The sequence below is a fragment of the uncultured Shewanella sp. genome, assembly GCF_947497935.1.
In the GTDB taxonomy this organism is placed as follows: Bacteria; Pseudomonadota; Gammaproteobacteria; order Enterobacterales; family Shewanellaceae; genus Shewanella.
Genome location: NZ_CANMIO010000033.1, coordinates 1 through 25,464, shown reverse-complemented (window position 1 = coordinate 25,464; position 25,464 = coordinate 1). Strand labels below are relative to the sequence as shown.

Below are 25,464 nucleotides of genomic sequence, written 5' to 3'. Positions count from 1 at the left end.
CGTGAAGAAGTTGAACGTGGTCAAGTACTAGCTGCTCCAGGTTCAATCACTCCACACACTACTTTCAAGTCAGAAATTTACGTTCTGTCTAAAGAAGAAGGTGGACGTCACACTCCATTCTTCAAAGGCTACCGTCCACAGTTCTACTTCCGTACAACTGACGTAACCGGTACTATCGAATTGCCAGAAGGCGTTGAAATGGTAATGCCTGGTGACAACGTAGCTATGACTGTTACTCTAATCTGCCCAATCGCGATGGACGAAGGTTTACGCTTCGCTATCCGTGAAGGTGGTCGTACAGTTGGTGCTGGTGTTGTAGCTGAGATCGTTGCTTAATTAGCAACGAGTCTTAACTCGATACTGAAAAAGGCAGCTTAGGCTGCCTTTTTTGTTGCCTGAAGAAAAATGAGGGCAGGGCTAGTATTCCCGATCTGACTGTGTATAATGACGCCACTTTGTTGAAAACGGTCAATTTGACGGTATTTCAAACAACGGGCTTGATCTCAGCGTTGAAATCAGTATAATAGCCCCTCGCCTTAACCATTAGGCGATTTAAATTGGTCTACCTTCGGGTTTGACGTAAAAAAACAGCGACTCCGATTGTGAGTCGAACGGTTAAATCATCTCACTCTGCTTTTCTAAATGAAGGAATAGCTAGAGGGTGATTTTTTTGTGTACATTTTAGGAGCTCTGGTCAATGCAGAACCAAAGAATCCGTATCCGCTTAAAAGGATTTGATCATCGTTTGATTGATCAGTCTACTGCGGAAATCGTTGAAACTGCTAAGCGTACCGGCGCACAGGTTCGTGGTCCAATTCCACTACCAACGCGTAAAGAACGTTATACCATTTTGACTTCTCCACACGTTAATAAAGATGCACGTGATCAGTACGAATTACGTACTCACAAGCGTCTTGTTGACATCGTAGAGCCGACTGAAAAGACTGTAGACGCACTTATGCGTTTAGATCTTGCGGCTGGTGTTGATGTTCAGATTAGCTTGGGTTAATTGAGAACTTAGAAGAGGTTTGAGAGATGGCTATCGGTCTTATCGGTCGTAAAGTAGGTATGACTCGCATCTTCAATGAAGATGGCGCGTCGGTACCTGTAACAGTAATTGAAATTGCTGCTAACCGCGTAACCCAAGTGAGAACTTTGGATACAGATGGTTACCGTGCACTTCAAGTTACTACTGGTACCAAAAAAGCTAATCGCATCACTAAACCAGAAGCAGGTCACTTTGCTAAGGCAGGCGTTGAAGCCGGTCGTGGTTTATGGGAAATGCGTTTGGCAGATGGTGAAGGCGAAGGCATCGAAGTTGGTGCTGAGCTTAATGTAGATATCTTCGCTGACATAGCGAAAGTTGATGTTACTGGTCAATCAAAAGGTAAGGGTTTCCAAGGCGGTATTAAGCGTTGGAACTTCCGTACTCAAGATGCAACACATGGTAACTCACTGGCACATAGAGCTAACGGTTCTATTGGTCAAAACCAAACACCTGGTCGCGTTTTCAAAGGTAAGAAAATGTCTGGCCACATGGGTGCAGAGCGTGTTACGACACAGAATCTAGAAGTAATTCGTGTAGATGCTGAACGTAACCTGCTATTGGTTAAGGGTGCAGTTCCAGGCGCTACTAATGGCGACCTGATCATCAAACCAGCTGTTAAAGCTTAAGGTCTGAGGAGATAGTAATGGAATTGGTATTGAAAGACGCACAGAGTGCTCTTGAAGTTTCCGAAGCTACCTTTGGCCGTGACTTTAATGAAGCACTGGTTCATCAGGTAGTTGTAGCATACGCTGCAAACGCGCGTCAGGGCACTCGTGCTCAAAAGACTCGCGCAGAAGTAACTGGCTCAGGCAAAAAGCCTTGGCGCCAAAAAGGTACTGGCCGTGCACGTGCTGGTACTGTTAAAGGCCCAATCTGGCGTGGCGGTGGCGTAACTTTCGCTGCTAAAACACAAGATCATAGCCAAAAAGTTAACAAAAAGATGTACCGCGGAGCGCTGAAAAGCATTTTCTCTGAATTGGTACGTCAAGACCGTCTTATCGTAGTTGAGTCGTTCGGTGTTGAAGCTCCTAAAACTAAAGAGCTAAAAGCTAAACTAAACGAAATGCAACTTGAAGACGTGTTGATTGTTACTCCAGAAGTTGACGAGAACTTGTTCTTAGCTGCTCGTAACCTGTACAAAGTTGACGTACGTGACGTTGCTGGTATCGATCCAGTAAGTCTAATCGCTTTCAACAAAGTACTAGTTACTGCTGAAGCTATTAAGCAAATCGAGGAGATGCTGGGATGATAAGCCAAGAACGTTTGCTAAAAGTTATTCTTGCTCCACACATCTCTGAAAAGAGCACTGTGAACGCAGAGAATAACAACACGGTAGTATTCCGTGTAGCTATCGATGCAACTAAAGCTGAAGTTAAAGCTGCAGTAGCACAGCTATTTGAAGTTGAAGTTGATACAGTTCGTACTTTGGTTAACAAAGGCAAAACTAAGCGTCACGGTGCCCGTACTGGCCGTCGTAGCGATTGGAAAAAAGCTTATGTTACCTTAGCTGCTGGTGCTGACATCGATTTCGTCGGCGGCGCTGAGTAAGCATTAGGAGAATTATCATGGCAGTTATTAAGTGTAAGCCAACCTCTCCAGGTCGTCGCCACGTAGTTAAAGTGGTGAACAGCGATTTGCATAAGGGTAAACCTTTTGCAGGCCTGTTGGCGAAAAAATCAAAAAGTGGTGGCCGTAACAATACTGGTCGTATCACTGTCCGCCACGTTGGTGGTGGTCATAAGCAACATTATCGTCTAATCGACTTTAAGCGTAACAAAGACGGTATCCCTGCGAAGGTTGAACGTTTGGAATATGATCCAAACCGTACAGCTAACATCGCATTGGTACTATACGCTGACGGTGAGCGTCGTTATATCCTTGCTGCTAAAGGCATGCAAGCTGGTGATAAGATCCAGTCTGGTATCGATGCAGAGATCAAGAGCGGTAACGCAATGCCTCTACGTAATATCCCTGTGGGTAGCGTAGTGCACGCAGTCGAAATGAAGCCTGGTAAAGGTGCTCAGATCGCGCGTTCAGCTGGTGCTTATGTACAAGTTATTGCTCGTGACGGCGCATACGCCACTCTACGTCTTCGCTCTGGCGAAATGCGTAAAGTGCCGGTTGATTGCCGCGCGACATTGGGTGAAGTTGGTAATGCCGAGCATATGCTACGCCAGTTAGGTAAAGCAGGTGCTAAACGCTGGAGAGGCGTACGCCCAACAGTTCGTGGTGTTGCAATGAACCCAGTAGATCACCCACATGGTGGTGGTGAAGGCCGTACTTCTGGTGGCCGTCACCCTGTATCTCCATGGGGTCAACCTACTAAGGGTTACAAGACTCGTAGTAATAAACGCACCGACAAGTACATCGTACGTCGTCGCAATAAAAAGTAAGAGGATTCGCCATGCCACGTTCTCTCAAGAAAGGTCCATTCATTGACCTACACTTGCTGAAGAAGGTAGAGAAAGCGATGGAAGCTGGAGACAAGAAGCCTATTAAGACTTGGTCTCGCCGCTCTATGATCATTCCTAACATGATTGGAATGACCATCGCTGTCCATAATGGTCGTCAGCACGTACCTGTGTTCGTAACTGACGAAATGATCGGCCACAAGCTTGGTGAATTTTCACCAACTCGCACTTATCGCGGCCATGCTGCTGATAAGAAAGCGAAGAAGCGTTAATACGGGAGACATATGATGGAAGTTTTAGCTAAACATCGTTTTGCCCGTACGTCGCCTCAAAAGTGTCGTTTGGTTGCAGATCAAATCCGTGGACTGCCTGTTGCTAAGGCTCTCGAAATTCTAACTTTCAGCCCTAAGAAAGCTGCAGTACTTGTTAAGAAAGTACTGGACTCTGCTATCGCTAATGCTGAGCACAATGAAGGTGCTGACATTGACGAACTAAGAGTTGGAGCGATTATGATCGATGAAGGTCCAACTATGAAGCGTATCATGCCACGTGCCAAAGGCCGTGCTGATCGTATAATCAAGCGCACCAGCCACATTACTGTGGTTGTGTCAGATCGCTAGGAGTTAGCAATGGGACAGAAAGTACATCCTAATGGTATCCGTCTGGGTATCACTAAGCCTTGGATCTCGACCTGGTACGCTGACAAGTCAGACTATGCCAATAACTTGAGCAGTGACTGGGAAGTGCGTAAGTTTCTTGAAAAGAAACTTAAGCAAGCTTCAGTTTCTAAGATTGTTATCGAGCGTCCAGCTAAGAGTGTTCGCGTAACTATCCACACAGCCCGTCCAGGTGTTGTGATTGGTAAGAAAGGCGAAGACGTTGAGAAGCTACGCAACGCAGTTGCTAAGCTGACTGGTATTCCAGCTCAAATCAACATCGCTGAAATCCGTAAGCCAGAGCTAGATGCTAAGCTTGTTGCCGATGGCATCGCTTCGCAACTAGAGCGTCGTGTTATGTTCCGTCGTGCTATGAAGCGCGCAGTACAAAACGCAATGCGTCTTGGTGCTAAGGGTATCAAAGTTGAAGTGAGTGGCCGTCTAGGCGGCGCTGAGATTGCGCGTTCAGAGTGGTATCGTGAAGGTCGTGTACCTTTGCATACACTGCGTGCTGATATCGACTATTCTACTTCTGAGAGTCACACTCAATACGGTGTGATTGGCGTTAAAGTTTGGGTCTTCAAAGGTGAAGTTCTAGACGGCGTTCTACCTCAGCATGAAGAGCCGAAACAGCAGCCGAAGCGTAAGCCTCGCGGTAAATAGGAGAGCTGGCAATGCTGCAACCAAAAAGAATGAAGTTTCGCAAAATGTTCAAAGGCCGCAACCGTGGTCTAGCGAACGGCACTGAAGTTAGCTTCGGTGAATTCGGTTTGAAAGCTGTTGGACGTGGTCGTCTTACTGCTCGTCAAATTGAATCTGCGCGTCGTGCTATGACACGTCACATTAAACGTCAAGGTCAGATCTGGATCCGCGTATTCCCTGACAAGCCAATTACCTCTAAGCCTCTTGAAGTGCGTATGGGTAAAGGTAAGGGTAACGTTGAATACTGGGTTTGCCAGATTCAACCAGGTAAGGTTCTTTATGAGATGAATGGTGTATCTGAGGAGTTAGCTCGTGAAGCTTTCACCCTAGCTGCAGCTAAACTACCTCTAAAGACTACCTTCGTAACTAAGACGGTGATGTAATGAAAGCGAGCGAACTAACAGAAAAGAGCGTTGAAGAATTGAACGCTGAACTGCTTGGTCTGCTGCGTGAGCAGTTTAATCTGCGTATGCAACACGCCACTGGTCAGTTGACTCAGACTCATCAGCTTAAAATCGTGCGTCGCAACATTGCGCGCGTTAAGACCATTATTACTTCTAAGGCGGGTGCATAATGTCTGATAATATCCGTACTTTGCAAGGTCGAGTACTTAGCGACAAGATGGACAAGTCTATCACTGTAGCTATTGAACGTAAGGTAAAACACCCTTTATACGGTAAGTTTATCAAGCGTACTACTAAGATCCATGCTCATGACGAACAAAATCAGTGTAATGCTGGCGATATCGTGACTATTCGCGAATGCCGTCCGCTGTCTAAGACTAAGTCTTGGACTCTGGTTGAAGTAGTATCAAAAGCCTAAGCTTATTAGGTATTTAAGCAAACGGCTCCTAAAGTTGGGGCCGTTTTTATTTTTAGTACTATCTATTCCTGTTTTTAGGTGTTACACTTGCGCGCCAATTTTGACTAAATTAAAGTCGAAATTAGGGTGAAATGTAGCCCCTTTGTGGGATTGTAAGTAACGATAGCGGAGCACTTAAAATGATCCAAATGCAATCGACTCTAGAAGTCGCCTGTAACAGTGGCGCTCGTAGAGTTCAGTGTATTAAGGTCTTGGGTGGCTCTCATCGTCGTTATGCCGGTATCGGCGACGTCATCAAGGTTTCTGTTAAAGAAGCTATTCCTCGCGGTAAAGCGAAGAAAGGTGATGTATATAACGCGGTGGTAGTCCGTACTAAGAAAGGCGTACGTCGTCCAGACGGTTCTGTCATTCGCTTCGATCGGAACGCAGCGGTATTGCTTAACGCAAACCTTGCACCGATTGGTACTCGTATCTTTGGACCTGTGACACGTGAACTGCGTACTGAGCAGTTTATGAAGATTGTGTCATTGGCACCAGAAGTACTGTAAGGAGCTTCAAAATGGCAGCTAAAATACGTCGTCAAGACGAAGTAATTGTACTAGCAGGCAAAGACCAGGGTAAACGCGGTAAGGTTTCTCAGGTTCTTCCAACTGGTAAATTAATTGTAGAAGGTATCAACCTTGTTAAGAAACACCAAAAGCCAAACCCACAATTGGGCGTAGCTGGCGGTATTGTTGAGCAAGAAGCACCTATACAAGCATCAAACGTAGCGATTTTCAACTCTGCCACTGGCAAAGCTGATCGCGTTGGTTTCCGATTTGAAGACGGCAAAAAAGTCCGTTTCTTTAAGTCGAACAGTGAACTCGTTAAGTAATTTGGAGTAAACGATGGCGAAACTGCATGATAAATACAAAGAGACTGTTAGTCCTGAACTTGCTAAAAAGTTCGGTTTTACCAGTGTCATGCAAGTCCCTCGGATTGAAAAGATCACCCTTAATATGGGTGTTGGCGAAGCAGTAGCAGATAAGAAAGTTATGGAGCATGCGCTTCGTGACATGACTGCTATCGCTGGTCAAAAGCCAGTAGTGACTGTAGCTCGTAAGTCAGTTGCTGGTTTTAAAATCCGTGAAGGCTACCCAATCGGCTGTAAGGTTACACTGCGCGGTGAGCGTATGTGGGAATTCTTAGAGCGTTTAGTTGATATCGCGATCCCGCGTATTCGTGACTTCCGTGGTTTGAGCGCTAAGTCGTTCGACGGCCGTGGTAACTATGCGATGGGCGTACGTGAGCAGATTATCTTCCCAGAGATCCAATACGATAAAATCGATAAGATCCGCGGTATGGATATTGTAATCACTACTTCTGCGAAGAATGACGAAGAAGGCCGAGCTCTGCTCGAAGGCTTTAACTTCCCATTCAAGAAATAAGGGTAGCGTAATGGCAAAAAGTTCAATGAAAGCACGTGAAGCAAAGCGTGCACAGCTCGTAGCTAAGTTCGCTGAAAAGCGCGCTGCACTTAAAGCTATCATTAGCAGTCCAGCTTCTTCTGACGAAGATCGTTGGGATGCAGTACTTAAGTTACAAGCTCTACCACGTGACTCTAGCTCTGCGCGTCAGCGTAATCGCTGTAGTCAAACTGGTCGCCCACATGGTTTCCTACGTAAATTCGGCCTTAGCCGTATTAAATTACGTGAAGCAACTATGCGCGGTGAAGTTCCTGGCCTACGCAAGGCCAGCTGGTAAGCACTTGTCACGGAGTAAGCTAATATGAGCATGCAAGATCCTATTGCGGATATGTTAACACGTATTCGTAACGGCCAAGCTGCTAAACACGTATCTGTGAAGATGCCTTCTGCTAAGCTTAAAATCGCTATCGCGAAAATGCTTAAAGAAGAAGGTTATATCACTGACTACGCCGTAGCAGATGAAGCCAAGCCTGAATTGGAAATCACTTTAAAGTATTTTCAAGGTCAGCCAGTCGTTGAGACTATCCAGCGCGTTAGCCGTCCTGGTCTTCGTATTTACAAAGGTAAAAACGAACTACCAAAGGTTATGGGCGGACTGGGTGTCGCTATCGTGTCCACTTCTAAAGGTTTGATGACTGATCGTACTGCCCGCCAAAATGGCATGGGTGGGGAAGTTATCTGCTACGTAGCATAAGGAGCTAGCAATGTCTCGTGTCGCAAAAGCACCAGTCGCTATCCCTGCAGGCGTAGAAGTGACTTTAAACGAACAAACTATCACCGTAAAAGGTACTAAAGGTAGTTTGACTCGAGTTATTAATGCTGATGTTTCTGTTGTTGTTGAAAACAATGAAATCAAGTGTTCACCAGTTGAAAGCGCTAAAACCGCTGCTCAAGCTGGTACAGCTCGTGCACTAATCAACAACATGGTTGTTGGTGTTACTGAAGGTTTCGTTAAGAAGCTGACTCTAGTTGGTGTTGGTTACCGTGCAAAGCTTGCCGGTAAAGACGTTGACCTGACTCTAGGTTTCTCACATCCTTTAGTTCACAAACTTCCAGACGGCGTAACAGCTGAATGTCCAACTCAAACTGAAATCGTACTTTCTGGTACTGATAAGCAGTTGATCGGACAAGTAGCAGCTGAGATTCGCGGCTACCGTCCACCAGAGCCTTACAAAGGTAAAGGTGTTCGTTATGCTGATGAACAAGTTCGCCGTAAAGAGGCTAAGAAGAAGTAAGGTAATACGATATGGATAAGAAAACATCTCGCTTACGCCGCGCTCTACGTGCCCGTAAGAAGATCCAAGAGCTGGGCGTTAATCGTCTGGTTGTACATCGTACACCACGTCACACTTACGCACAGGTTATTAGTCCTGAAAACGTAGTGTTGGCGGCAGCTTCTACTGCTGAAAAAGCAGTAACCGAGCAGCTAAAGTACACAGGTAACGTAGATGCAGCTAAAGTAGTGGGTAAAACCGTTGCTGAGCGCGCTATCGAAAAAGGCGTAGCTGTAGTTGCATTCGATCGTTCCGGCTTCAAGTATCACGGTCGCGTTGCTGCATTAGCAGACGCTGCTCGTGAAGCTGGCCTCAAGTTCTAAGGAATGATGAAAAATGGCTAAATTTGAAGCTCAACAGCAAAAAGACGATCTGCAAGAGAAGTTAGTTGCAGTTAATCGTGTTTCTAAAGTAGTTAAAGGCGGACGTATCTTTAGCTTCACTGCACTAACAGTAGTGGGTGATGGTAACGGTAAAGTTGGCTATGGCTATGGTAAAGCGCGTGAAGTACCAGCAGCAATTCAGAAAGCAATGGAAAAGGCTCGCCGTAACATTGTAAACGTTGAATTGAATAATGGTACTTTGCACCACCCTGTAAAGGGTCGTCACACTGGTTCACGTGTTTACATGCAACCAGCCTCTGACGGTACCGGTATTATTGCCGGTGGCGCAATGCGTGCCGTATTGGAAGTTGCAGGCGTTCATAACGTTCTGTCAAAAGCATACGGTTCTACTAACCCGATCAACATCGTTCGCGCTACTGTAGATGCGTTGGTGAATATGAAATCACCTTCACAAATCGCAGCTAAGCGTGGCCTGAATGTTACTGAAATTCGAGGTTAATGCACCATGGCTACTAAAACACTTAAAGTAACTCAGACCAAAAGTTCAATCGGCCGCTTACCAAAGCACCGTGCAACTTTGACCGGTCTTGGTCTACGCCGCATTAATCACACTGTTGAATTAGAAGATACTCCTTCTGTTCGCGGTATGATTAACAAGGTTTACTACATGGTTTCGGTGGAGGAAGTATAAGATGCGTCTAAATACTCTATCACCTGCTGCAGGTGCTAAATCAGCAGCTAAGCGTGTAGGTCGCGGTATCGGTTCAGGCCTAGGTAAAACTGCAGGTCGTGGTCACAAAGGTCAGAAGTCTCGTTCTGGCGGCGGTGTTCGCGTTGGTTTCGAGGGTGGTCAGATGCCACTTAAGATCCGTCTACCTAAGTTTGGTTTTACCTCGCGTACTGCGTTGGTATCAGCTGAAATTCGCATTAGCGAATTAGCTAAAGTTAACGGTGATGTTATCGACCTAAATGCGCTGAAAGATGCGAATCTAGTTACTCGCAACATACAGTTTGCTAAAATCGTTCTTTCAGGTACCATTGAGCGCCCAGTGACCGTAAAAGGTCTGAAGGTAACCAAAGGTGCACGTGCAGCTATTGAAGCTGCCGGTGGCAAGATCGAGGAATAATACGTCGATGGCAAAACCAGGACTTGATTTAAAAAGCGCGAAAGGCGGTTTATCAGAATTGAAAACCCGTCTCCTGTTCGTGATTGGTGCAATTATCGTCTTTAGAGCCGGTTCGTTTGTACCAATTCCTGGTATTGACGCTGCTGTACTAGCAGAGCTGTTTAATCAGCAAAAGGGGACCATCCTAGGCATGTTTAACATGTTCTCTGGTGGTGCCCTTGAACGTGCCTCTATCTTTGCATTAGGTATCATGCCGTATATTTCGGCATCGATTATTATGCAGTTGTTGACTGTGGTACATCCTGCACTTGCTGAATTGAAGAAAGAAGGCGAGTCAGGGCGTAAGAAGATCAGTCAATATACTCGATACGGCACATTGGTCCTGGGTACGTTCCAGGCAATCGGTATCGCAACAGGTTTACCGAATCTAGTTCCAGGGTTAGTTGTTAACCTAGGATTTAGTTTCTACTTCGTTGCTGTAGTGAGCTTAGTGACAGGAACTATGTTCCTAATGTGGCTAGGTGAGCAAATTACCGAAAGAGGCATAGGTAACGGTATCTCGATTCTTATTTTCGCAGGTATTGTTGCTGGTCTGCCATCTGCTATCGGCCAAACAGCCGAGCAGGCGCGTCAAGGCGACTTGAATGTACTAGTATTGTTGTTGCTGGCAGTGATTGTTTTCGCTGTCACTTATTTTGTGGTATTCGTAGAGCGTGGACAACGTCGTATCGTTGTTAACTATGCTAAGCGTCAGCAGGGCCGTAAGGTGTTTGCAGCGCAGAGCACGCATTTACCACTTAAGATTAATATGGCCGGTGTAATCCCGCCTATTTTTGCGTCCAGCATCATTTTGTTCCCAGGCACACTGGCTCAGTGGTTTGGTCAAAATGAGTCCATGTCATGGTTAAGTGATTTTTCACTAGCTGTGTCACCAGGACAGCCGCTGTACTCATTATTATATGCAACAGCGATTATTTTCTTCTGTTTCTTCTATACTGCGTTGGTGTTTAACCCTCGCGAAACAGCTGATAACTTGAAGAAGAGTGGTGCGTTTATTCCCGGGATTCGTCCTGGAGAACAGACTTCGCGTTACATTGATAAAGTTATGACACGCCTAACATTAGCTGGCGCGTTGTATATTACCTTTATCTGCTTAATTCCGGAGTTCATGTTAATTGCGTGGAAAGTACAGTTCTATTTTGGCGGTACTTCACTACTAATTATGGTAGTCGTAATCATGGACTTCATGGCTCAGGTTCAGACGCATATGATGTCTCATCAGTATGAGTCTGTAATGAAGAAAGCTAACTTGGTAAACAAAGCGAATTTAGATCGCTTTGGTCGCTAAGCTAGTAATCTCGGAGTGATGAAATGAAAGTTCGAGCTTCCGTGAAGAAGATCTGCCGTAACTGCAAGATCGTAAAGCGTAGTGGCGTTGTACGTGTGATTTGTGTTGAACCTAAACACAAACAGCGTCAAGGCTAAACAAAATTGACCAGCCCAGTCCGGGCTGGTCAAAAATATTATTTGCTAAATTGTCGTCTGTCGAGTATCCTACCGGGCTTTTCACAGATGACCTTTAACTTAAGGAGTGCATAGTGGCCCGTATCGCTGGCATTAACATTCCTGATCAAAAGCATACAGTCATTGCATTGACTGCTATCTACGGCATCGGTCGTACTCGCGCACAAGCTATTTGCGCGGCTACTTCAATTGCTGAAGATGCTAAGATCAAGGAATTGAGCGAAGCTCAAATTGATACTCTACGCGAAGAAGTTGCCAACTACATTGTAGAAGGTGATTTACGTCGTGAAGTTTCCATGAACATCAAGCGTCTTATGGACCTTGGTTGTTACCGTGGCCTTCGCCATCGTCGTAGCCTTCCCCTTCGTGGGCAACGTACTAAGACCAATGCGCGTACGCGTAAAGGTCCACGTAAACCAATTAGAAAGTAACGGGGTAAACCAAAATGGCTAAAGTTCCGTCACGTTCTCCGCGTAAGCGTGTACGTAAACAGGTTGCTGATGGTATGGCGCATATCCATGCGTCTTTCAACAACACAATTATTACCATTACAGATCGTCAAGGTAACGCACTATCTTGGGCAACTTCTGGTGGTTCAGGTTTCCGTGGTTCACGTAAATCTACCCCATTTGCTGCACAGGTTGCTGCTGAGCGCGCAGGTACTGCTGCTCAGGACTACGGTGTTAAAAACCTAGAAGTTTTTGTGAAGGGTCCAGGTCCAGGACGCGAATCAGCGATTCGTGCACTAAACTCGGTTGGTTACAAGATTACTAACATTACCGATGTGACGCCTATCCCTCATAATGGTTGTCGTCCTCCTAAGAAACGTCGCGTTTAATTCGTCGTTTTTAATAGGATAGTTGGAGAAAGAACATGGCAAGATACTTGGGTCCAAAGCTCAAGCTCAGCCGCAGAGAAGGTACAGACCTTTTCCTAAAAAGCGGCGTGAGAGCAATCGATTCGAAGTGTAAGCTTGAAACTGCACCTGGACAACACGGCGCTCGTAAGACCCGTCTGTCTGAGTATGGTGTTCAGCTACGCGAGAAACAAAAAGTTCGTCGTATTTATGGTGTGCTAGAAAAGCAATTCCGTAACTACTACAAAGATGCTGCACGTACTAAAGGTAACACTGGTGAAAACCTACTTACTCTTTTAGAAACCCGTCTAGATAACGTTGTTTATCGCATGGGCTTTGGTGCAACACGCGCTGAATCACGTCAGCTAGTTAGCCATAAGTCAATTATGGTTAATGGTAGCGTCGTTAACATTCCATCATTCAAAGTGTCTGCGAATGATGTAGTGAGCGTTCGTGAAAAGTCTCGCACTCAAGCTCGTATTAAAGCGGCTTTAGAAGTGTCGGCTCAACGCGAAAAGCCAACATGGGTTGAAGTTGACAACACTAAGATGGAAGGTGCTTTCAAGCGTATTCCTGAGCGTAGTGATTTGTCTGCGGAAATTAACGAACAGCTGATCGTCGAACTTTACTCTAAGTAAAGTTAAAACAAAAGAGAGGACACAATGCAGGGTTCTGTTACAGAATTTCTTAAACCGCGTCTCGTTGATATCGAGCAGGTTAATCCAACACGTGCCAAGGTTACACTGGAGCCGCTAGAGCGTGGTTTTGGTCATACTCTAGGTAACGCGTTGCGTCGTATCCTATTGTCGTCTATGCCAGGCTGCGCGGTTACCGAAGTAGAGATTGATGGTGTACTGCATGAATACAGTAGCAAGGAAGGCGTGCAAGAGGATATCCTTGAGATACTATTAAACCTTAAAGGTTTAGCAGTAGTTATCGAAGGGAAAGACGAAGCTATGCTTACGCTAAGTAAGTCAGGCGCAGGCCCTGTTACTGCAGCAGATATCACGCATGATGGTGATGTTACTATCATGAATCCTGACCATGTTATCTGTCATTTGACAGGTAATAATGAAGTCAGCATGCGTATCCGCGTAGAGCGTGGTCGTGGTTATGTACCGGCTTCTGCCCGTGCACAAACTGAAGACGATGATCGCCCTATCGGTCGTTTGTTGGTAGATTCTTCGTTCTCACCAGTTGCTCGCATTGCATACAATGTTGAAGCTGCTCGTGTTGAACAGCGTACAGACTTAGATAAACTCGTTATCGATATGACCACTAACGGTACTATTGATCCTGAGGAAGCTATCCGTCGTTCAGCGACAATTCTAGCTGAACAGCTAGATGCGTTTGTTGAGTTACGTGATGTGACTGAGACTGCACCAGTAGAAGAGAAGCCGGAGTTCGATCCGATTCTGTTGCGTCCTGTCGACGATTTAGAGCTAACTGTACGTTCAGCCAACTGTTTGAAGGCTGAAGCGATTCATTACATCGGCGATCTGGTACAACGCACTGAAGTTGAGCTGCTTAAGACTCCTAACCTAGGTAAGAAATCTCTTACTGAAATTAAGGATGTGTTAGCGTCTCGCGGACTGTCGTTAGGTATGCGTCTGGAAAACTGGCCTCCAGCTAGTTTAGCAGACGACCTTTAAGTCCAGATTAGTACAGATATAGGTAATAAGGATTAGGTCATGCGCCATCGTAAGAGTGGTCGTCAACTAAACCGTAACAGCAGTCATCGCCAAGCTATGTTCCGTAACATGGCATGCTCAATAGTTCGTCACGAAGTGATCAAAACTACTGTTGCTAAAGCGAAAGAACTGCGTCGCGTAGTTGAACCTCTAATAACACTTGCTAAGAGTGATAGCGTTGCAAACCGCCGTTTGGCATTTGCTCGTACTCGCGACGCTGAAGTCGTTGGTAAGTTATTTACTGAATTGGGTCCACGTTTCCAGGAACGTCCTGGTGGATATACCCGTATTCTTAAGTGCGGTCTACGTACTGGTGACAAAGCGCCTATGGCGTATATTGAACTAGTAGGTCGTCCTGAAGCAGCAGAAGCTGTTGAAGACACTGCAGAGTAAATAAGTCTTAGTTTTAAAAGGCCGAACATTAGTTCGGCCTTTTTTATGCCTGTAATTCGAGTCTATTGGTCAGTTTTAAACTCTAACCTGATAATCGTAATAACTTTCCCTAAGTTATACCAATCAGTATAAACATTTAGTCGTTCAGCGAGTGTTTAGGGGGGGAGGCAAGGTAATTAAGTGCTCCTGCTTTAATGACATTCGCTGCATCCATGCTGCTCACAACGAGTGAAGAGTATAGTTGAACTAGGTTTAAGCTCCCTCTTGTTCCTTAACAGTCACAACATTAGAACCGCTAAAGCTCGCCATTCTGGAGTGTTTTTGGCTGCCTACTTCTGCGTTGAATAGCTTTATAAGGGAATAGGCGTTATTGCAGCTTTTCGTCTTGAATTAGTTTTTCAAAAATCGCTCTGAGTAGATCAAATTCTTATACTGATTGGTATTAGTCACAGTCTGTATAACCTAATCAAAACAGCTTTCTATGGTTCATCTTTTCGGTTTTTTACTACTCGCATTTGCGTGGGAGCCGCTGCAAATAATTCTACCAATCTTGCTAGCACACTTTAGTTTTGAAAATTAGCTTGTGAGTTGGGGGGAGCGATAGGTAATAGATTTAACCTGCAGTTTTTCTTAAAACGGATAAGATGTTTTCAGTGTTTTTTGATAGTAGTTATGGCCAACTTTGTAAGATGTCGTTAATAAACTTATGAATGACTAGGGGGGACTAGCAATCATGGCAAAGATTTTGTTTCTTACTTTACTATGTCAGTCAATTTGCTCTAAGCATCTAGCATCAGCTATTCGAATCTCTAACCTTTGTTGTCTAGGCAACTAGTATCAACCTTATGTTAACTCATCGGTGTTAACTCACCTGGCTCCAATATATGAAATATCTCTGGTCAGTGGGTAAAGAGCTATCGGTTATCATAAGGCTAAGTCATTGTTCGAATAGATCCGCTTAATATATCACAGGAGCTTTATAGACGTTTTCATGTAGTTAAAGCTGGGGAAACTTGTTTGGCACTGCAGCGGAATTAGTAGCAATGAGGTACCCAGTAAAATTCGTGTGTAATCTCGGCTTTGAGTAGTCTCTGGAAGACTAATTGTTGTTGGTAGGTGAACTAAAAAACTTAAGTGTTGTTTGCGGATAACGCGATTCCATAGTCCATCAGAATACTATGTGTATCGCGTAAACCTACTCATTGAGAATTGCTCTTTTTTGTCTGTTGAGTGTCAACGGCTTCAGGGAGTCGCAAGTTACTATCAATTTGAATCGTACCTAGGCTGTAAAACTAGTTTTTAGCTTCCATATTTTGGTTTCATTCATTTATGTTGAGACGCTGGCATCTGAAATTGATAATCCTGAATTGGCCGATCGTATGCGACGACAACAAGTTGCTGTTAGTTCCTTGGACTCTTTATCTCAGTTAGATAGGTAATGGTTAACGGTCATTCAAGGCGATATTAGTGGTATATAGCCAGTGATTCTTCAATAAGTGTAGGTCTAGATTATGGGGAAATAGTATGCTGCTAATTAAGTTGGCAAAGTTCACCTGGCACTAAGCTTGGTCCAGACCCTTTGTTTAACCTAACAAAGACTCAACGGGCTGTATGAAGATACTATTTAGCATTTCGCTTTAGCTCGCCTAGCCAATAGACATTAGGGCTCGTAAACGACCTGTCATTGCCATTTTCTCGTGTAGCATCTCATATGCTCTTAATCCTAGGTTATTAATGCAGAGAGGAGCGTAGAGTTACTCTTAGATTAGTAATTATTGCGTGAAGGTTTTGAGTCTGTTGATTTTGTGGGTGATCTAACTAAGCAGGCATAAAGAAGCCCTCCAAAGAGGGCTTCTTTATTAAAACCTATGAGCTAGGCCTAGTAGCCTGTAGACTTTTGCTCTTGGTTATAATCTAGTTTTTCATGAGACTGGCCCATAGCTTCCGCAACTTCTGGAGGCATGTAATTCTCATCATGCTTCGCAAGTACTTCAGTTGCTTCTAGTACTCCAGGCTTAGATAGAACACCTTGCGCTACGATACCTTGTCCTTCACGGAATAGATCAGGTAGTAAGTCATCGTAAGTTACAATGATTTCGCCGCCAGCTGCATCATGAATAGCAAATTCAACGTGAAGACTATTTGGGTCACGAACCATTGAGCCAACGGTTACCATGCCACCAACACGAATGCGCTGGCCGATTTCAGGCATTACACCCGTATCTTTTTTACCTTGTACAATTTCTGTAGGAGTAAAGAAAAGGTTTAGGTTCGAGTTTAAAGCATATAAAAGCAAAGAAGCGATCGCAGCAACACCACCAATTAGGGCGACTGCAAGGGTTAGGCGTTTCTTTCGTCTTGGGTTCACTATTTTGTACTCCGAGTTTCTTTTAGGCGTTCTTCGCGTTGGATCTTTTTAGCGATCTCGACTAACACCTTACGTTTCTGTCTGACACTAAGGACTACTAAAGTTCCTAGTGAGAAAAAAGTTACACCGTAAGCAAGCCAAACATAGAATGCGTAGCCGCCCATATTGATAAATTCATTAATTGAGTCGAACTGCATTATTTGACCCCTTCTGCTTTAGCAAGTTCACGAACCCATGGACGCATGCCATTTCGTGCCAAAATTTCCGATCTAAATCTCACTAATGTGATTGCGCCAATCATCACACCGAATCCCATGATGTTAATGAGTAGAGGATATAGCATTTCCGACGGCATCGATGACTCTTCAGTGATCTTGATTGTAGATGGCTGATGTAGAGAGCTCCACCAATCAACAGAGTACTTGATGATTGGAATGTTAATTACGCCAACAATCGCTAAGATTCCTGCTGCACGAGCTGCAAGGACTTTATCTTCGAATGAAGCGTATAAAGAGATTACACCTAGATATAGGAATAGTAATACTAGCTCAGAGGTTAGACGTGCATCCCAAACCCACCAAGTGCCCCACATCGGCTTACCCCATGTCGCACCAGTAATCAGTGCAATAAAGGTAATGACAGCACCGATTGGTGCTATAGCCGCAGCAGCCCAGTCGGCTGACTTAATCTGCCAAACTAGTCCGATAAATGAAGAGGTCGCCATCGCCATGTAAGCTGCCATCGACATCGATGCAGCGGGTACATGGATAAAGATAATACGGTAGCTATCACCTTGTTGATAATCTGTAGGGGCAAATGCTAAGCCCCAAACAGTACCAAGGCCAATAAGCGAGATGGCAAGCATTGCAAACCAAGGTAGTAGGGTGCCTGAGAGTTTGTAGGCGCGTTCAGGATCCGCGTATGGATGTAACCATTTCCACATTTTAGTTAGTACTCACTCGTAAGGATGCACCAATTGCAAAAGGTGCTAACGTTAATGAACCGACCAACATAGCACCAATAATCGCTAGTTGACCATCATAGGGTAAATTCATGCCAGCAGCATCAATGGCACTGGTCGCAAAAATTAATACTGGAATATATAGAGGCAGAATAAGCAAACTAAGCAGAACGCCGCCTTTACGCAAACCAACGGTTAGGGCTACACCAATAGCACCCAATAAACTTAAAACTGGCGTTCCCAACGCTAAAGTCGCGATTAATGCGCCGTAGCTATTGCTTTCAAGATGTAATAGTACCGCCAATAAAGGTGCCACTAAAATCAAAGGTACGCCTGTTAATATCCAATGTGCTAGCACTTTAGCTAATACCATTAAAGGTAATGGCTGAGGGCTTAGTAACATTTGCTCTAGGCTGCCGTCGGCGTAATCCGCTTTGAACAGACGCTCAAGTGACAACATAGATGCGAGTAGCGCTGCCACCCAAATAATACCAGGGGCAACTCGTGTTAATACTTGTGGCTCAGGACCAATACCTAATGGAAACAGAGTCACCACTAACACAAAAAACAGTAGCGGGTTAAAAATATCTCCGCGATGACGCACAGCAATTTGCAGATCTCGCTTCAACAGCGTGCTAAAAGCCTTGGTATAACTGATACCTTTTTTCATTGCCAAACCTTATACGAAGCGATAATCGAGACGAATTTTGCGTAGGATATCATCACCAATCACACCCATATCTTGGTGTGTGGTTAATATCACGCATCCGCCTCGCTTCGCATGGGCTAAAAACAGGTGTTCAAGCTCTTCTACGCCTTTCTTATCGATTGCAGTAAAAGGCTCATCTAGAAGCCAGATTTTGCAGTTCGTGTGCCAAAGCCTAGCGAGTGCAGTCCTTCTGTGTTGGCCTGCTGACAAGTGTCCTGCTAGCGCTTCTTCGAAACCTGAAAGATTGACTTTTGCAAGGATCTCACGGGAGTCGAAATCATCATACCCACTGATCCTTAAATTGAAGTTAAGATTTTCCTCTGCCGTTAACTCACTTTTAACACCTGCAAGGTGGCCAAGATACAATAAGGCATCATTGTATTCGTCACGACAACGGTTAATGTCTTCACCTTTAAAATTGATTTGCCCGGCATAGGGACGAGATAAACCTGCGATTATCCGCAAAAGACTTGTTTTACCTGCACCGTTCGGACCTTCGATTTGAACGATCTCACCTTCGGTTATTTCGAAGCTAAGTTCATCAAATAAAATGCGCTCTTCTCTGATGCAGGTTAAGTTATTAGCTGATACCAGTGTTGTTGCTTTTGATTGTTCTACCACTGAGCCCTCTATATCAAGCTGTATGAAAACACAAGTGATACTAACACATAGACTTTCAAGCGTTTAGTCTTGCTTGTTGCTAAGTGTCAGCAATTTGATGTAGTTCGAATATTGTGTATTTTCTATGAACTTTTTAAACATTTGCTAATATATTAACGTTTTTGAGAACTATGTCTCGTGAAATGTGTTTTGACGCGATTAATATCACAAAAAGATGCCATTTGTTGAACTTTGTAGTAACCTAGCCGGGCTATAATAAGTCTGCCAAAAAATTTGAGGGCAGCGTGAGCTTTGTTAGAATTTGCATTAGGAAAGTATAAAATGAAAAAATTATTAGCACTGACTGCAGTGGCAGCTATGACTCTGTCTACAAGCGCACTTGCTCAAGATGGTAAAGCTGTATACGACAAGGCATGTCAAGTATGTCACAGCATGGGTGTTGCTGGCGCGCCAAAATCACATGACGCAGCAGCTTGGGAGCCACGTCTAGGTAAAGGTATGGACGCTTTAGTATCTTCTGTTAAGTCAGGCCTAAACGCTATGCCACCAGGCGGTATGTGTACAGATTGCTCTGATGATGATTACAAGAAAGCAATCGAATATATGTCTAAGTAAGCTTAGCTAGACATCAAAAAACCGGCTGCTGCCGGTTTTTTTGTGCCTAATTTTTAGCGCCATTATTAACATATATAGCCGTAGAGTCAGGTTTTCGGATTGATCTGTATCCATGGATTGACTTGGTAAGTGTGCACTAACTGCAGAGAGTATTAATCAGTGGTTTTGGCTTCCACTATTAAGCATTAAAAGTTAGTTGTTAAGTTGAGCAGGGAAGTCATCAGTTAGTTTTTTTTAGGCACTAACTGGCGTGTTTGAGGTTAAGAGTTAACTACTAATGGCTATTGTGGATATAAACTTCATTCGCCGCTAATAGACATAAAAAAAAACCGGCTAAAGCCGGTTTTTTTATCAAAAGCTGAGTTTTATTGAACTTGAGTATCTAGTACTAGTTGGCCAGTCTCACCGACTTTGATCATCGAAAGTGTGCCTTGAATGTCACCTGATTGCGCTCTTACGCTACCATGCTTAGACAATACCGCGATGATTTCAACCGCTTTAGCATCGCTTAGCTTAGTGTTGCCACCCATACCAGTACTGTCATCTAGTGTAATCGTGGCTGGTAGAGACTCCGCAGAAATTTTCGTAGCAGCAAGTGGTACTTTAGGGCCTTCAGTTGAGCGTGCAAAGATGAAAAGCATATCAGTGCTTGCGACTTTAGCCTGTAGCTCTGGTGAGATAGAAACTTCAACCGTTACAGTCTTTGCCGTTGCTGGCAGTACACCCTTATGAGCTTCATCATTTGGCATAGCACCATCAGAACCTAATCTCATTTTGGCGCTATCGATAGCATTCATGATTGCACCACGGTCAACGTCAGTACGATCGCTATCTAGGATTAACTGCCATGCGTCAATTGCTTTCTGGTAATCAGCGGTGAAGAACGAGTCCATGCCAACAAGTAACAGTGTAGAAGGATCAACAGGGTCTAAGCTTAGAGCTTGATCAACAAGAGCTTGAACCGTTGGTGTCATCTTCTGGTTAGAACGGTAATAAAGGGCAGTAGCTTTAGGGCCGAGTAACTCTGCATGAACACCAACAAGATCCATCGTCTTATCGAATGCTTTGATTGCGTCATCATAACGGTTTGCCGAAATGTAAGCGTGACCTAGGCTGAACCATAACTGACTATTTTCAGGTTCAGCTTGTGCTTGTGCTTCCATCATGCCAACGCGTTGAGACATGATTTGCTCAGTGGTTTGGCCTGCATGTGGATCATTTGCAGTCATTGGTTGGTCTAAGTTTTTATAGGCACCCAATGTTGAGTACATATAGCCACAGATACCGATAATTACGACAGACATAACTGACGGCCACATGATGCTCTTTGGCTTTAGTTTGTTAACTAATGACTCGTCATCACCTTGCTTCATATCTTGAAGTAAGCTGATTTCAAGCTCTTTCTTAAGGGCATCGAACTCAGGTTGGTCAAGAAGTTCTTCTTGAAGTTCTTTCTCTAAAGTCGCGAGGCGCTCATTGAATAATTCAAGGTTAGTCCCCTTGCGAACGTCGGCTTCTTCAGTCCTCAGCATGCGCTGTTGACGGAAGTGTGGGAACCAAATCAGCGCTAGGCTAACCAGTAGAAATGAGGCTATCAAAATCCAGAATGTGGTCATTATGTCTATTTCACTTTAGTTTGCGAAAAAGCGGGTTCACCGCTGAACTAGGGATAAGATTATACGGAAAGATTATTCATTGAACAGTAATATAACCTGAAATACTCTAAGTTGAGTGCTTGTTCACAGATTGATTCTATTTGTAAAATTTCTCGAAACTTACGGGAACTTTCTCTGTCAGACCTTAACATTCAACCGAATTCGCTCAGTATACGCTTGAATGTGACATGCAATTGTTTATGTGTGTTTGTTAATAAGATAGGGGAAGAATGAGACAGGTCACCCATATTTGTACGAAATAGGCAGACATTAACAATAGCAAATACTAAACTGAGCTAAAATTTGTACCTTTTAATAGTGTTAATTGTAAACACGTATGCGATGATTCAGCGAAAGCTTAATCAAGCATGGTTTAGGACTGAGGAAAACCCATGATCCCAGAATTAGGACACTTTTCGCTGATTATCGGCCTGGCATTCGCCATGCTGTTAGCCATCGTTCCTTTAGTAGGTGTAGCTCGTAAAGACCAATACCTAGTGCGCTATGCTTGGCCACTAAGTTATGGCATGTTCTTCTTTATTCTCTTCTCTGTTATTGCGCTTGGCTATAGCTTCGCAGTCGATGACTTCTCTGTTGCTTATGTAGCACATCACTCCAACTCTGAATTGCCAATCTTCTTCAAGATAGCTGCGGTATGGGGAGGACATGAAGGTTCTTTGCTATTCTGGGTATTCTCATTAGCGGCTTGGGCTGCAGCGGTTGCGCTATTTAGTAAAGGCTTAGAAGAAGTCTTCACTGCGCGTGTACTGTCAGTACTTGCAATGATCTTAATCGGCTTTACGCTATTTATGTTGCTAACTTCTAGCCCATTTGAGCGTTTATTCCCAATCCCGATGGAAGGTCGTGACCTTAACCCAATGTTGCAAGACGTTGGTTTGATTTTCCACCCTCCAATGTTGTACCTAGGTTATGTAGGCTTTTCTGTAAGTTTTGCATTCGCAATTGCTGCATTAATGAGTGGACGACTTGATTCTGCATGGGCTCGTTGGAGCCGCCCTTGGACGTTAGCAGCTTGGGTATTCCTAACTGGCGGTATCTCTTTAGGTTCTTGGTGGGCGTACTACGAACTCGGTTGGGGTGGTTGGTGGTTCTGGGATCCAGTCGAAAACGCTTCTTTCATGCCTTGGTTGATTGGTACTGCTCTACTTCACTCGCTAATCGTAACTGAAAAGCGTGGTGCATTCCGTAACTGGACTGTTTTACTTTCAATCTTTGCTTTCTCATTAAGTTTACTTGGTACCTTTATTGTTCGTTCAGGCGTGTTAACTTCGGTTCACTCGTTCGCTGCGGATCCAAGTCGAGGTATGTTCATCCTATTGCTACTCGGTTTAGCAATTGGTGGTTCACTCACACTATTCGCTTTCAGAGCGAGTGAAATGCGTAGTCCTGCACGTTTCGAACTTAAATCAAAAGAGACCATGCTGCTGGTGTGTAACCTGTTACTGACGGTCGCTTGTGGTACTGTTTTACTTGGTACTCTTTATCCGCTACTAATCGATGCATTGGGCATGGGTAAGATCTCTGTAGGACCTCCATACTTTAACGCCGTGTTTGTACCAATCGTTCTTGTGCTATTTGGCTTTATGGGTATCGGTCCAATCATCCGTTGGAAGAAATCTAAAGCGGGTGAACTAAAGCGTCAGTTAATCGTTCCAGCAGTAATTTCAGCGGTAATCGGTTTAGCTGTGCCATTCATTGCCGGCGGTGAATTCAACGCTTGGGTAGTATTTGGTATTGCGGCAGCGGTATGGGTCACATTGATGACATTCCGTGCTGCTTATAACATGGTTAAGACTAAGGATGGGTCAATTGATATGACTCGTCTTGGACGTAGCCAGCTAGGTATGATCATTGCTCATCTAGGTATTGCGGTATCTGTTGTTGGTGCCACCATGGTTTCTAACTACTCATTAGAAAAGAGTGTCCGTATGGGCCCTGGCATTTCTCATGAATTAGCGGGTTATACCTTTAACTATGTTGAAACCAAGAATGTTGTAGGTCCAAACTACACGGCTCAGCAAGGTCAAATTGAAGTTTACCAGGGTGATGATTATGTAACCCTACTAAGACCTGACCGTCGCCAATACAATGTTCGTACTATGGACATGACTGAGGCTGGTATCGATTGGGGTCTATTCCGAGATCTTTACGTGACCATGGGTGACCCAATCAGTCGTACTGAGTACGCTGTGCGTATCAACTACAAACCTTTCGTTCGTTGGATCTGGTTTGGTTCAATCTTTATGATGGTTGGTGGTTTCTTCGCTGCTTCTGATAAGCGTTATCGCGTAAAGGCTAAGAGCACAGAAAAGACAGCTGCTAACGAAGCCGATAAGTTAGCTACGGCTTAATTGGAAGTAGGGTAAGTATGAAAAAGTTAGTACTATTTATTCCACTCGTCGTGTTCTTAGGTATGGGAGTGTTCCTTTATAAGGGGCTCTTCCTCAACCCACAACAACTCGATTCAGCTCTAGAAGGAAAGCCGATCCCGGCTTTCCAGTTAGAGGTTTTGGAAAAGTCAGGGGAAACCGTGACTAATGACACGCTAAAAGGCAAGGTGGGTTTACTTAACGTGTGGGCAACTTGGTGCCCATCATGTAAGTATGAACATCCTTTCTTAATGACATTAGCGCGTAAGAATATTCTACCTATCTACGGCATTAATTACCGAGATGATCGCCCGCTTGCTATTCGTGAGTTGAGCCGTGAAGGTAATCCATATGCAATCAATATCTATGACCATGACGGTCGTTTAGGCTTAGATCTTGGTGTGTATGGTGCTCCAGAAAGTTTCTTGGTCGACCATAAAGGTATTATCCGTTACCGTTACGCAGGGCCAATTGATTCTCGCGTATGGAAAGAAACACTTTACCCTATGGTTCAACAGCTACAAGCTGAAGCTGCGAAGGATGGTGCATCGTGATTAAATCATTAATGAAGGGCTTATCGGCTCTGGTGCTACTAGTAAGCATGACAAGTATCGTTATTGCTACGCCTGTAGACACTTATGAATTTAAGTCTGTTGATAACCAAAAGCGTGCATTAAGTCTTGCTCACTCTTTACGTTGCCCACAGTGTCAGAACCAGAACCTAATCGATTCTAACTCTCCAGTTGCTCAGGACTTGCGTCTAGAAGTATACCAGATGGTTGATGAAGGTAAGGCTGATGACGAAATCGTTGAATTCATGACGAGTCGTTATGGTGAGTTCGTACTATATAAGCCAAGAATGGAAGCTAAAACCTACGCACTTTGGTTGGGTCCAATAGGTCTTCTGTTATTTGGTGGTGTGATTGGTTTCTTCTTCATTCGTAAACAGCGTATTGCAGAAGCGACTAACCAAGAGCTATCAACTGAAGAGCAAGAAGAACTCGATCGTCTATTAAAGAGAGACGCTAAATGAGATCGACCATAGCGGGTCTAGCAGCTGCAACCATGTTGTTTGCTGCAGGAGCGCAAGCTTATCCAGGAATGGAAAAGCAAGCTCAAAAACAAGTCCAATCTAGTGTCGATCTAATTAGTGTTCTTCCTAAGCCATTTCCGATCGAAGCTGTTGCTTTTAAAGATAGCGAAGGTGCCTCTGTCGACTTTAGCCAATATAAAGGTAAAGTCATCATGGTAAATATGTGGGCGACCTGGTGTCCTCCATGTGTTAGAGAGCTACCAGCAATCAGCCGCTTCTCTGCTAAGATTGGCTCGGATGACTTTGAGGTGTTACCTGTTTCTATCGATCTAGAAGGAAACAAGCAAGTAGAGCCATTCTTAAAATCATTAGGTATGGAAGACTTTAATACCTATTACGATAAAGAACAGAAGCTGGGCAATGTTTTTCCTTTAGACACAATCCCTGCGACCTTCATCCTTAATAGGGAAGGGGAGCTAATAGCTTTCGTTCGTACTTTTGTTGATTGGGATGACGATAAAGCGGTAACGCTTATAAAGAGTTTTTTGGAGCAACCAAAGCTGCAAAGCAAAGTTAGCGCCACTGCAGACTAAGTGAAATCGCAATAAATAATGATAAAAAGGGGCTTTTAGCCCCTTTTTTGTGCGTATCGTTTGATATCTATGCATTTGATTCAGTTATTTCATTTTTATTAATAAACTCTCTTGCGCTCACCTCAAATCTCCCTATAATGCGCATCCACTGACACGGCACAGCAGGCCAACTAGACTAATGTTTGAGATTAGAAATAGTCGTAAA

At 44.3% G+C, this 25,464-nt stretch carries 39 protein-coding genes and 1 pseudogene; 34 read left to right on the top strand and 6 right to left on the bottom strand.

Annotation, left to right across the window (positions count from 1 at the left end; all coding sequences use genetic code 11):
• The 29 genes and pseudogenes from tuf to rplQ form a co-directional block, all read left to right on the top strand.
• A pseudogene (tuf, locus tag Q1A86_RS20565) lies at positions 1-336 on the top strand (elongation factor Tu); the annotation flags it as partial.
• Between the two features lie 361 nt (positions 337-697).
• Complete coding sequence (gene rpsJ, locus Q1A86_RS20560) at positions 698-1,009, top strand: 30S ribosomal protein S10 (RefSeq protein WP_005503530.1); 312 nt, start codon at positions 698-700, stop codon at positions 1,007-1,009.
• 26 nt (positions 1,010-1,035) lie between these two features.
• On the top strand, positions 1,036-1,674 hold the full coding sequence (gene rplC, locus Q1A86_RS20555; protein ID WP_220765522.1) for a 50S ribosomal protein L3: 639 nt from the start codon (positions 1,036-1,038) through the stop codon (positions 1,672-1,674).
• Positions 1,675-1,691: 17 nt separating this feature from the next.
• On the top strand, positions 1,692-2,297 hold the full coding sequence (rplD, locus tag Q1A86_RS20550; protein WP_012153458.1) for a 50S ribosomal protein L4: 606 nt from the start codon (positions 1,692-1,694) through the stop codon (positions 2,295-2,297).
• On the top strand, positions 2,294-2,596 hold the full coding sequence (gene rplW, locus Q1A86_RS20545) for a 50S ribosomal protein L23 (RefSeq protein WP_202723802.1): 303 nt from the start codon (positions 2,294-2,296) through the stop codon (positions 2,594-2,596). Before rplD ends, rplW begins: the two co-directional genes overlap by 4 nt.
• A gap of 17 nt (positions 2,597-2,613) precedes the next feature.
• Positions 2,614-3,441 (top strand): 50S ribosomal protein L2, encoded by an 828-nt coding sequence (gene rplB / locus Q1A86_RS20540; protein WP_220765521.1) that lies wholly within the window; start codon positions 2,614-2,616, stop codon positions 3,439-3,441.
• A gap of 11 nt (positions 3,442-3,452) precedes the next feature.
• On the top strand, positions 3,453-3,731 hold the full coding sequence (gene rpsS, locus Q1A86_RS20535) for a 30S ribosomal protein S19 (protein WP_011863970.1): 279 nt from the start codon (positions 3,453-3,455) through the stop codon (positions 3,729-3,731).
• A gap of 15 nt (positions 3,732-3,746) precedes the next feature.
• On the top strand, positions 3,747-4,079 hold the full coding sequence (gene rplV, locus Q1A86_RS20530; protein ID WP_012144645.1) for a 50S ribosomal protein L22: 333 nt from the start codon (positions 3,747-3,749) through the stop codon (positions 4,077-4,079).
• Between the two features lie 9 nt (positions 4,080-4,088).
• The gene (gene rpsC / locus Q1A86_RS20525; RefSeq protein WP_012153461.1) at positions 4,089-4,778 is read left to right on the top strand and encodes a 30S ribosomal protein S3; all 690 of its coding nucleotides are present in this window, start codon (positions 4,089-4,091) and stop codon (positions 4,776-4,778) included.
• A gap of 11 nt (positions 4,779-4,789) precedes the next feature.
• Positions 4,790-5,200, top strand: a complete 411-nt coding sequence (rplP, locus tag Q1A86_RS20520) for a 50S ribosomal protein L16 (protein WP_299811162.1) — start codon at positions 4,790-4,792, stop codon at positions 5,198-5,200.
• Positions 5,200-5,391 carry a 50S ribosomal protein L29 gene (gene rpmC / locus Q1A86_RS20515; protein WP_012144642.1) on the top strand — a complete coding sequence of 64 codons (192 nt, stop codon included), beginning with the start codon at positions 5,200-5,202 and terminating at the stop codon, positions 5,389-5,391. The genes rplP and rpmC overlap by 1 nt, the downstream gene beginning before the upstream one ends.
• On the top strand, positions 5,391-5,639 hold the full coding sequence (gene rpsQ / locus Q1A86_RS20510) for a 30S ribosomal protein S17 (RefSeq protein ID WP_202723799.1): 249 nt from the start codon (positions 5,391-5,393) through the stop codon (positions 5,637-5,639). Before rpmC ends, rpsQ begins: the two co-directional genes overlap by 1 nt.
• 179 nt (positions 5,640-5,818) lie before the next feature.
• Positions 5,819-6,187 (top strand): 50S ribosomal protein L14, encoded by a 369-nt coding sequence (gene rplN, locus Q1A86_RS20505; RefSeq protein ID WP_011863976.1) that lies wholly within the window; start codon positions 5,819-5,821, stop codon positions 6,185-6,187.
• An 11-nt stretch (positions 6,188-6,198) separates the two neighbouring features.
• Positions 6,199-6,513 (top strand): 50S ribosomal protein L24, encoded by a 315-nt coding sequence (gene rplX, locus Q1A86_RS20500; protein ID WP_012153465.1) that lies wholly within the window; start codon positions 6,199-6,201, stop codon positions 6,511-6,513.
• A gap of 13 nt (positions 6,514-6,526) precedes the next feature.
• Positions 6,527-7,066: a 50S ribosomal protein L5 gene (rplE, locus tag Q1A86_RS20495; protein ID WP_028767967.1), complete on the top strand. Its 540-nt coding sequence runs from the start codon at positions 6,527-6,529 to the stop codon at positions 7,064-7,066.
• 10 nt (positions 7,067-7,076) lie between these two features.
• Positions 7,077-7,382 (top strand): 30S ribosomal protein S14, encoded by a 306-nt coding sequence (gene rpsN / locus Q1A86_RS20490; protein WP_299811138.1) that lies wholly within the window; start codon positions 7,077-7,079, stop codon positions 7,380-7,382.
• Positions 7,383-7,406: 24 nt separating this feature from the next.
• Positions 7,407-7,799, top strand: a complete 393-nt coding sequence (gene rpsH / locus Q1A86_RS20485; RefSeq protein WP_220781329.1) for a 30S ribosomal protein S8 — start codon at positions 7,407-7,409, stop codon at positions 7,797-7,799.
• Between the two features lie 10 nt (positions 7,800-7,809).
• Positions 7,810-8,340 (top strand): 50S ribosomal protein L6, encoded by a 531-nt coding sequence (gene rplF / locus Q1A86_RS20480; protein WP_299811128.1) that lies wholly within the window; start codon positions 7,810-7,812, stop codon positions 8,338-8,340.
• A gap of 11 nt (positions 8,341-8,351) precedes the next feature.
• A complete protein-coding gene (rplR, locus tag Q1A86_RS20475; protein WP_012153470.1) occupies positions 8,352-8,702 on the top strand; it encodes a 50S ribosomal protein L18 in 351 nt (116 codons plus the stop codon).
• A gap of 13 nt (positions 8,703-8,715) precedes the next feature.
• Positions 8,716-9,222, top strand: a complete 507-nt coding sequence (gene rpsE, locus Q1A86_RS20470) for a 30S ribosomal protein S5 (RefSeq protein WP_012153471.1) — start codon at positions 8,716-8,718, stop codon at positions 9,220-9,222.
• Positions 9,223-9,228: 6 nt separating this feature from the next.
• Positions 9,229-9,414, top strand: a complete 186-nt coding sequence (rpmD, locus tag Q1A86_RS20465) for a 50S ribosomal protein L30 (RefSeq protein WP_020912153.1) — start codon at positions 9,229-9,231, stop codon at positions 9,412-9,414.
• A 1-nt stretch (position 9,415) separates the two neighbouring features.
• Entirely contained in the window at positions 9,416-9,850 is a 435-nt protein-coding gene (gene rplO / locus Q1A86_RS20460) for a 50S ribosomal protein L15 (RefSeq protein ID WP_299811120.1), read from the top strand.
• A gap of 7 nt (positions 9,851-9,857) precedes the next feature.
• A complete protein-coding gene (gene secY, locus Q1A86_RS20455; RefSeq protein ID WP_012153474.1) occupies positions 9,858-11,198 on the top strand; it encodes a preprotein translocase subunit SecY in 1,341 nt (446 codons plus the stop codon).
• Positions 11,199-11,221: 23 nt separating this feature from the next.
• Entirely contained in the window at positions 11,222-11,335 is a 114-nt protein-coding gene (rpmJ, locus tag Q1A86_RS20450) for a 50S ribosomal protein L36 (protein WP_006083579.1), read from the top strand.
• Between the two features lie 113 nt (positions 11,336-11,448).
• Positions 11,449-11,805 carry a 30S ribosomal protein S13 gene (rpsM, locus tag Q1A86_RS20445; RefSeq protein ID WP_012153475.1) on the top strand — a complete coding sequence of 119 codons (357 nt, stop codon included), beginning with the start codon at positions 11,449-11,451 and terminating at the stop codon, positions 11,803-11,805.
• A gap of 14 nt (positions 11,806-11,819) precedes the next feature.
• Positions 11,820-12,212, top strand: a complete 393-nt coding sequence (gene rpsK / locus Q1A86_RS20440; RefSeq protein WP_012153476.1) for a 30S ribosomal protein S11 — start codon at positions 11,820-11,822, stop codon at positions 12,210-12,212.
• Positions 12,213-12,247: 35 nt separating this feature from the next.
• Positions 12,248-12,868: a 30S ribosomal protein S4 gene (gene rpsD / locus Q1A86_RS20435; protein ID WP_012153477.1), complete on the top strand. Its 621-nt coding sequence runs from the start codon at positions 12,248-12,250 to the stop codon at positions 12,866-12,868.
• Positions 12,869-12,892: 24 nt separating this feature from the next.
• Positions 12,893-13,882 (top strand): DNA-directed RNA polymerase subunit alpha, encoded by a 990-nt coding sequence (rpoA, locus tag Q1A86_RS20430; RefSeq protein ID WP_012153478.1) that lies wholly within the window; start codon positions 12,893-12,895, stop codon positions 13,880-13,882.
• Between the two features lie 39 nt (positions 13,883-13,921).
• Positions 13,922-14,314, top strand: a complete 393-nt coding sequence (gene rplQ, locus Q1A86_RS20425; protein ID WP_012153479.1) for a 50S ribosomal protein L17 — start codon at positions 13,922-13,924, stop codon at positions 14,312-14,314.
• A gap of 1,879 nt (positions 14,315-16,193) precedes the next feature.
• Here rplQ and ccmE read toward each other — a convergent pair.
• The 5 genes from ccmE to ccmA are packed head-to-tail and all read right to left on the bottom strand — an operon-like array spanning position 16,194 to position 18,973.
• Positions 16,194-16,682, bottom strand: a complete 489-nt coding sequence (gene ccmE, locus Q1A86_RS20420) for a cytochrome c maturation protein CcmE (RefSeq protein ID WP_299811111.1) — start codon at positions 16,680-16,682, stop codon at positions 16,194-16,196.
• Positions 16,682-16,879, bottom strand: coding sequence for a heme exporter protein CcmD (ccmD, locus tag Q1A86_RS20415; RefSeq protein ID WP_299811108.1), 198 nt, complete (start codon positions 16,877-16,879; stop codon positions 16,682-16,684). The genes ccmE and ccmD overlap by 1 nt, the downstream gene beginning before the upstream one ends.
• Positions 16,879-17,625, bottom strand: a complete 747-nt coding sequence (gene ccmC / locus Q1A86_RS20410; protein WP_299811105.1) for a heme ABC transporter permease CcmC — start codon at positions 17,623-17,625, stop codon at positions 16,879-16,881. The genes ccmD and ccmC overlap by 1 nt, the downstream gene beginning before the upstream one ends.
• Before the next feature lies 1 nt (position 17,626).
• Positions 17,627-18,313, bottom strand: a complete 687-nt coding sequence (gene ccmB, locus Q1A86_RS20405) for a heme exporter protein CcmB (protein WP_012153483.1) — start codon at positions 18,311-18,313, stop codon at positions 17,627-17,629.
• 9 nt (positions 18,314-18,322) lie between these two features.
• The gene (ccmA, locus tag Q1A86_RS20400) at positions 18,323-18,973 is read right to left on the bottom strand and encodes a cytochrome c biogenesis heme-transporting ATPase CcmA (RefSeq protein WP_299811096.1); all 651 of its coding nucleotides are present in this window, start codon (positions 18,971-18,973) and stop codon (positions 18,323-18,325) included.
• Between the two features lie 321 nt (positions 18,974-19,294).
• On the opposite strand from ccmA, the gene Q1A86_RS20395 reads away from it, so the two are divergent.
• The gene (locus Q1A86_RS20395) at positions 19,295-19,588 is read left to right on the top strand and encodes a c-type cytochrome (RefSeq protein ID WP_299811094.1); all 294 of its coding nucleotides are present in this window, start codon (positions 19,295-19,297) and stop codon (positions 19,586-19,588) included.
• Between the two features lie 365 nt (positions 19,589-19,953).
• On the opposite strand, the gene ccmI is transcribed toward Q1A86_RS20395, so the two are convergent.
• Entirely contained in the window at positions 19,954-21,204 is a 1,251-nt protein-coding gene (gene ccmI / locus Q1A86_RS20390; RefSeq protein ID WP_299811091.1) for a c-type cytochrome biogenesis protein CcmI, read from the bottom strand.
• Positions 21,205-21,635: 431 nt separating this feature from the next.
• Here ccmI and Q1A86_RS20385 point away from each other — a divergent pair, with 431 nt between their 5' ends.
• The 4 genes from Q1A86_RS20385 to Q1A86_RS20370 are packed head-to-tail and all read left to right on the top strand — an operon-like array spanning position 21,636 to position 25,259.
• On the top strand, positions 21,636-23,615 hold the full coding sequence (locus tag Q1A86_RS20385; protein ID WP_299811088.1) for a heme lyase CcmF/NrfE family subunit: 1,980 nt from the start codon (positions 21,636-21,638) through the stop codon (positions 23,613-23,615).
• A gap of 17 nt (positions 23,616-23,632) precedes the next feature.
• A complete protein-coding gene (locus Q1A86_RS20380) occupies positions 23,633-24,187 on the top strand; it encodes a DsbE family thiol:disulfide interchange protein (RefSeq protein ID WP_299811085.1) in 555 nt (184 codons plus the stop codon).
• The gene (gene nrfF / locus Q1A86_RS20375) at positions 24,187-24,666 is read left to right on the top strand and encodes a heme lyase NrfEFG subunit NrfF (RefSeq protein WP_299811174.1); all 480 of its coding nucleotides are present in this window, start codon (positions 24,187-24,189) and stop codon (positions 24,664-24,666) included. Before Q1A86_RS20380 ends, nrfF begins: the two co-directional genes overlap by 1 nt.
• Positions 24,663-25,259 (top strand): TlpA disulfide reductase family protein, encoded by a 597-nt coding sequence (locus Q1A86_RS20370; protein WP_299811082.1) that lies wholly within the window; start codon positions 24,663-24,665, stop codon positions 25,257-25,259. The genes nrfF and Q1A86_RS20370 overlap by 4 nt, the downstream gene beginning before the upstream one ends.
• Positions 25,260-25,464 lie beyond the last annotated feature (205 nt).

Excerpts from the sequence above, each read along its gene's own strand:
- rpsH (WP_220781329.1), top strand. The coding sequence starts at position 7,407 with ATGAGCATGCAAGATCCTATTGCGGATATGTTAACACGTATTCGTAAC.
- rpsS (WP_011863970.1), top strand. The coding sequence starts at position 3,453 with ATGCCACGTTCTCTCAAGAAAGGTCCATTCATTGACCTACACTTGCTG.
- rpsD (WP_012153477.1), top strand. The coding sequence starts at position 12,248 with ATGGCAAGATACTTGGGTCCAAAGCTCAAGCTCAGCCGCAGAGAAGGT.
- secY (WP_012153474.1), top strand. The coding sequence starts at position 9,858 with ATGGCAAAACCAGGACTTGATTTAAAAAGCGCGAAAGGCGGTTTATCA.
- rpsK (WP_012153476.1), top strand. The coding sequence starts at position 11,820 with ATGGCTAAAGTTCCGTCACGTTCTCCGCGTAAGCGTGTACGTAAACAG.
- rplR (WP_012153470.1), top strand. The coding sequence starts at position 8,352 with ATGGATAAGAAAACATCTCGCTTACGCCGCGCTCTACGTGCCCGTAAG.
- ccmC (WP_299811105.1), bottom strand. The coding sequence starts at position 17,625 with ATGTGGAAATGGTTACATCCATACGCGGATCCTGAACGCGCCTACAAA.
- rplF (WP_299811128.1), top strand. The coding sequence starts at position 7,810 with ATGTCTCGTGTCGCAAAAGCACCAGTCGCTATCCCTGCAGGCGTAGAA.
- ccmB (WP_012153483.1), bottom strand. The coding sequence starts at position 18,313 with ATGAAAAAAGGTATCAGTTATACCAAGGCTTTTAGCACGCTGTTGAAG.
- rplB (WP_220765521.1), top strand. The coding sequence starts at position 2,614 with ATGGCAGTTATTAAGTGTAAGCCAACCTCTCCAGGTCGTCGCCACGTA.
- rplO (WP_299811120.1), top strand. The coding sequence starts at position 9,416 with ATGCGTCTAAATACTCTATCACCTGCTGCAGGTGCTAAATCAGCAGCT.
- rpmC (WP_012144642.1), top strand. The coding sequence starts at position 5,200 with ATGAAAGCGAGCGAACTAACAGAAAAGAGCGTTGAAGAATTGAACGCT.
- rplC (WP_220765522.1), top strand. The coding sequence starts at position 1,036 with ATGGCTATCGGTCTTATCGGTCGTAAAGTAGGTATGACTCGCATCTTC.
- Q1A86_RS20370 (WP_299811082.1), top strand. The coding sequence starts at position 24,663 with ATGAGATCGACCATAGCGGGTCTAGCAGCTGCAACCATGTTGTTTGCT.
- Q1A86_RS20380 (WP_299811085.1), top strand. The coding sequence starts at position 23,633 with ATGAAAAAGTTAGTACTATTTATTCCACTCGTCGTGTTCTTAGGTATG.
- Q1A86_RS20395 (WP_299811094.1), top strand. The coding sequence starts at position 19,295 with ATGAAAAAATTATTAGCACTGACTGCAGTGGCAGCTATGACTCTGTCT.
- rplQ (WP_012153479.1), top strand. The coding sequence starts at position 13,922 with ATGCGCCATCGTAAGAGTGGTCGTCAACTAAACCGTAACAGCAGTCAT.
- ccmI (WP_299811091.1), bottom strand. The coding sequence starts at position 21,204 with ATGACCACATTCTGGATTTTGATAGCCTCATTTCTACTGGTTAGCCTA.
- rpsC (WP_012153461.1), top strand. The coding sequence starts at position 4,089 with ATGGGACAGAAAGTACATCCTAATGGTATCCGTCTGGGTATCACTAAG.
- rplE (WP_028767967.1), top strand. The coding sequence starts at position 6,527 with ATGGCGAAACTGCATGATAAATACAAAGAGACTGTTAGTCCTGAACTT.
- rpmD (WP_020912153.1), top strand. The coding sequence starts at position 9,229 with ATGGCTACTAAAACACTTAAAGTAACTCAGACCAAAAGTTCAATCGGC.
- rpsQ (WP_202723799.1), top strand. The coding sequence starts at position 5,391 with ATGTCTGATAATATCCGTACTTTGCAAGGTCGAGTACTTAGCGACAAG.
- rpoA (WP_012153478.1), top strand. The coding sequence starts at position 12,893 with ATGCAGGGTTCTGTTACAGAATTTCTTAAACCGCGTCTCGTTGATATC.
- rpsJ (WP_005503530.1), top strand. The coding sequence starts at position 698 with ATGCAGAACCAAAGAATCCGTATCCGCTTAAAAGGATTTGATCATCGT.
- rpmJ (WP_006083579.1), top strand. The coding sequence starts at position 11,222 with ATGAAAGTTCGAGCTTCCGTGAAGAAGATCTGCCGTAACTGCAAGATC.
- rplW (WP_202723802.1), top strand. The coding sequence starts at position 2,294 with ATGATAAGCCAAGAACGTTTGCTAAAAGTTATTCTTGCTCCACACATC.
- rpsN (WP_299811138.1), top strand. The coding sequence starts at position 7,077 with ATGGCAAAAAGTTCAATGAAAGCACGTGAAGCAAAGCGTGCACAGCTC.
- rplP (WP_299811162.1), top strand. The coding sequence starts at position 4,790 with ATGCTGCAACCAAAAAGAATGAAGTTTCGCAAAATGTTCAAAGGCCGC.
- rplN (WP_011863976.1), top strand. The coding sequence starts at position 5,819 with ATGATCCAAATGCAATCGACTCTAGAAGTCGCCTGTAACAGTGGCGCT.
- ccmD (WP_299811108.1), bottom strand. The coding sequence starts at position 16,879 with ATGCAGTTCGACTCAATTAATGAATTTATCAATATGGGCGGCTACGCA.
- rplV (WP_012144645.1), top strand. The coding sequence starts at position 3,747 with ATGGAAGTTTTAGCTAAACATCGTTTTGCCCGTACGTCGCCTCAAAAG.
- rplX (WP_012153465.1), top strand. The coding sequence starts at position 6,199 with ATGGCAGCTAAAATACGTCGTCAAGACGAAGTAATTGTACTAGCAGGC.
- rpsE (WP_012153471.1), top strand. The coding sequence starts at position 8,716 with ATGGCTAAATTTGAAGCTCAACAGCAAAAAGACGATCTGCAAGAGAAG.
- rplD (WP_012153458.1), top strand. The coding sequence starts at position 1,692 with ATGGAATTGGTATTGAAAGACGCACAGAGTGCTCTTGAAGTTTCCGAA.
- Q1A86_RS20385 (WP_299811088.1), top strand. The coding sequence starts at position 21,636 with ATGATCCCAGAATTAGGACACTTTTCGCTGATTATCGGCCTGGCATTC.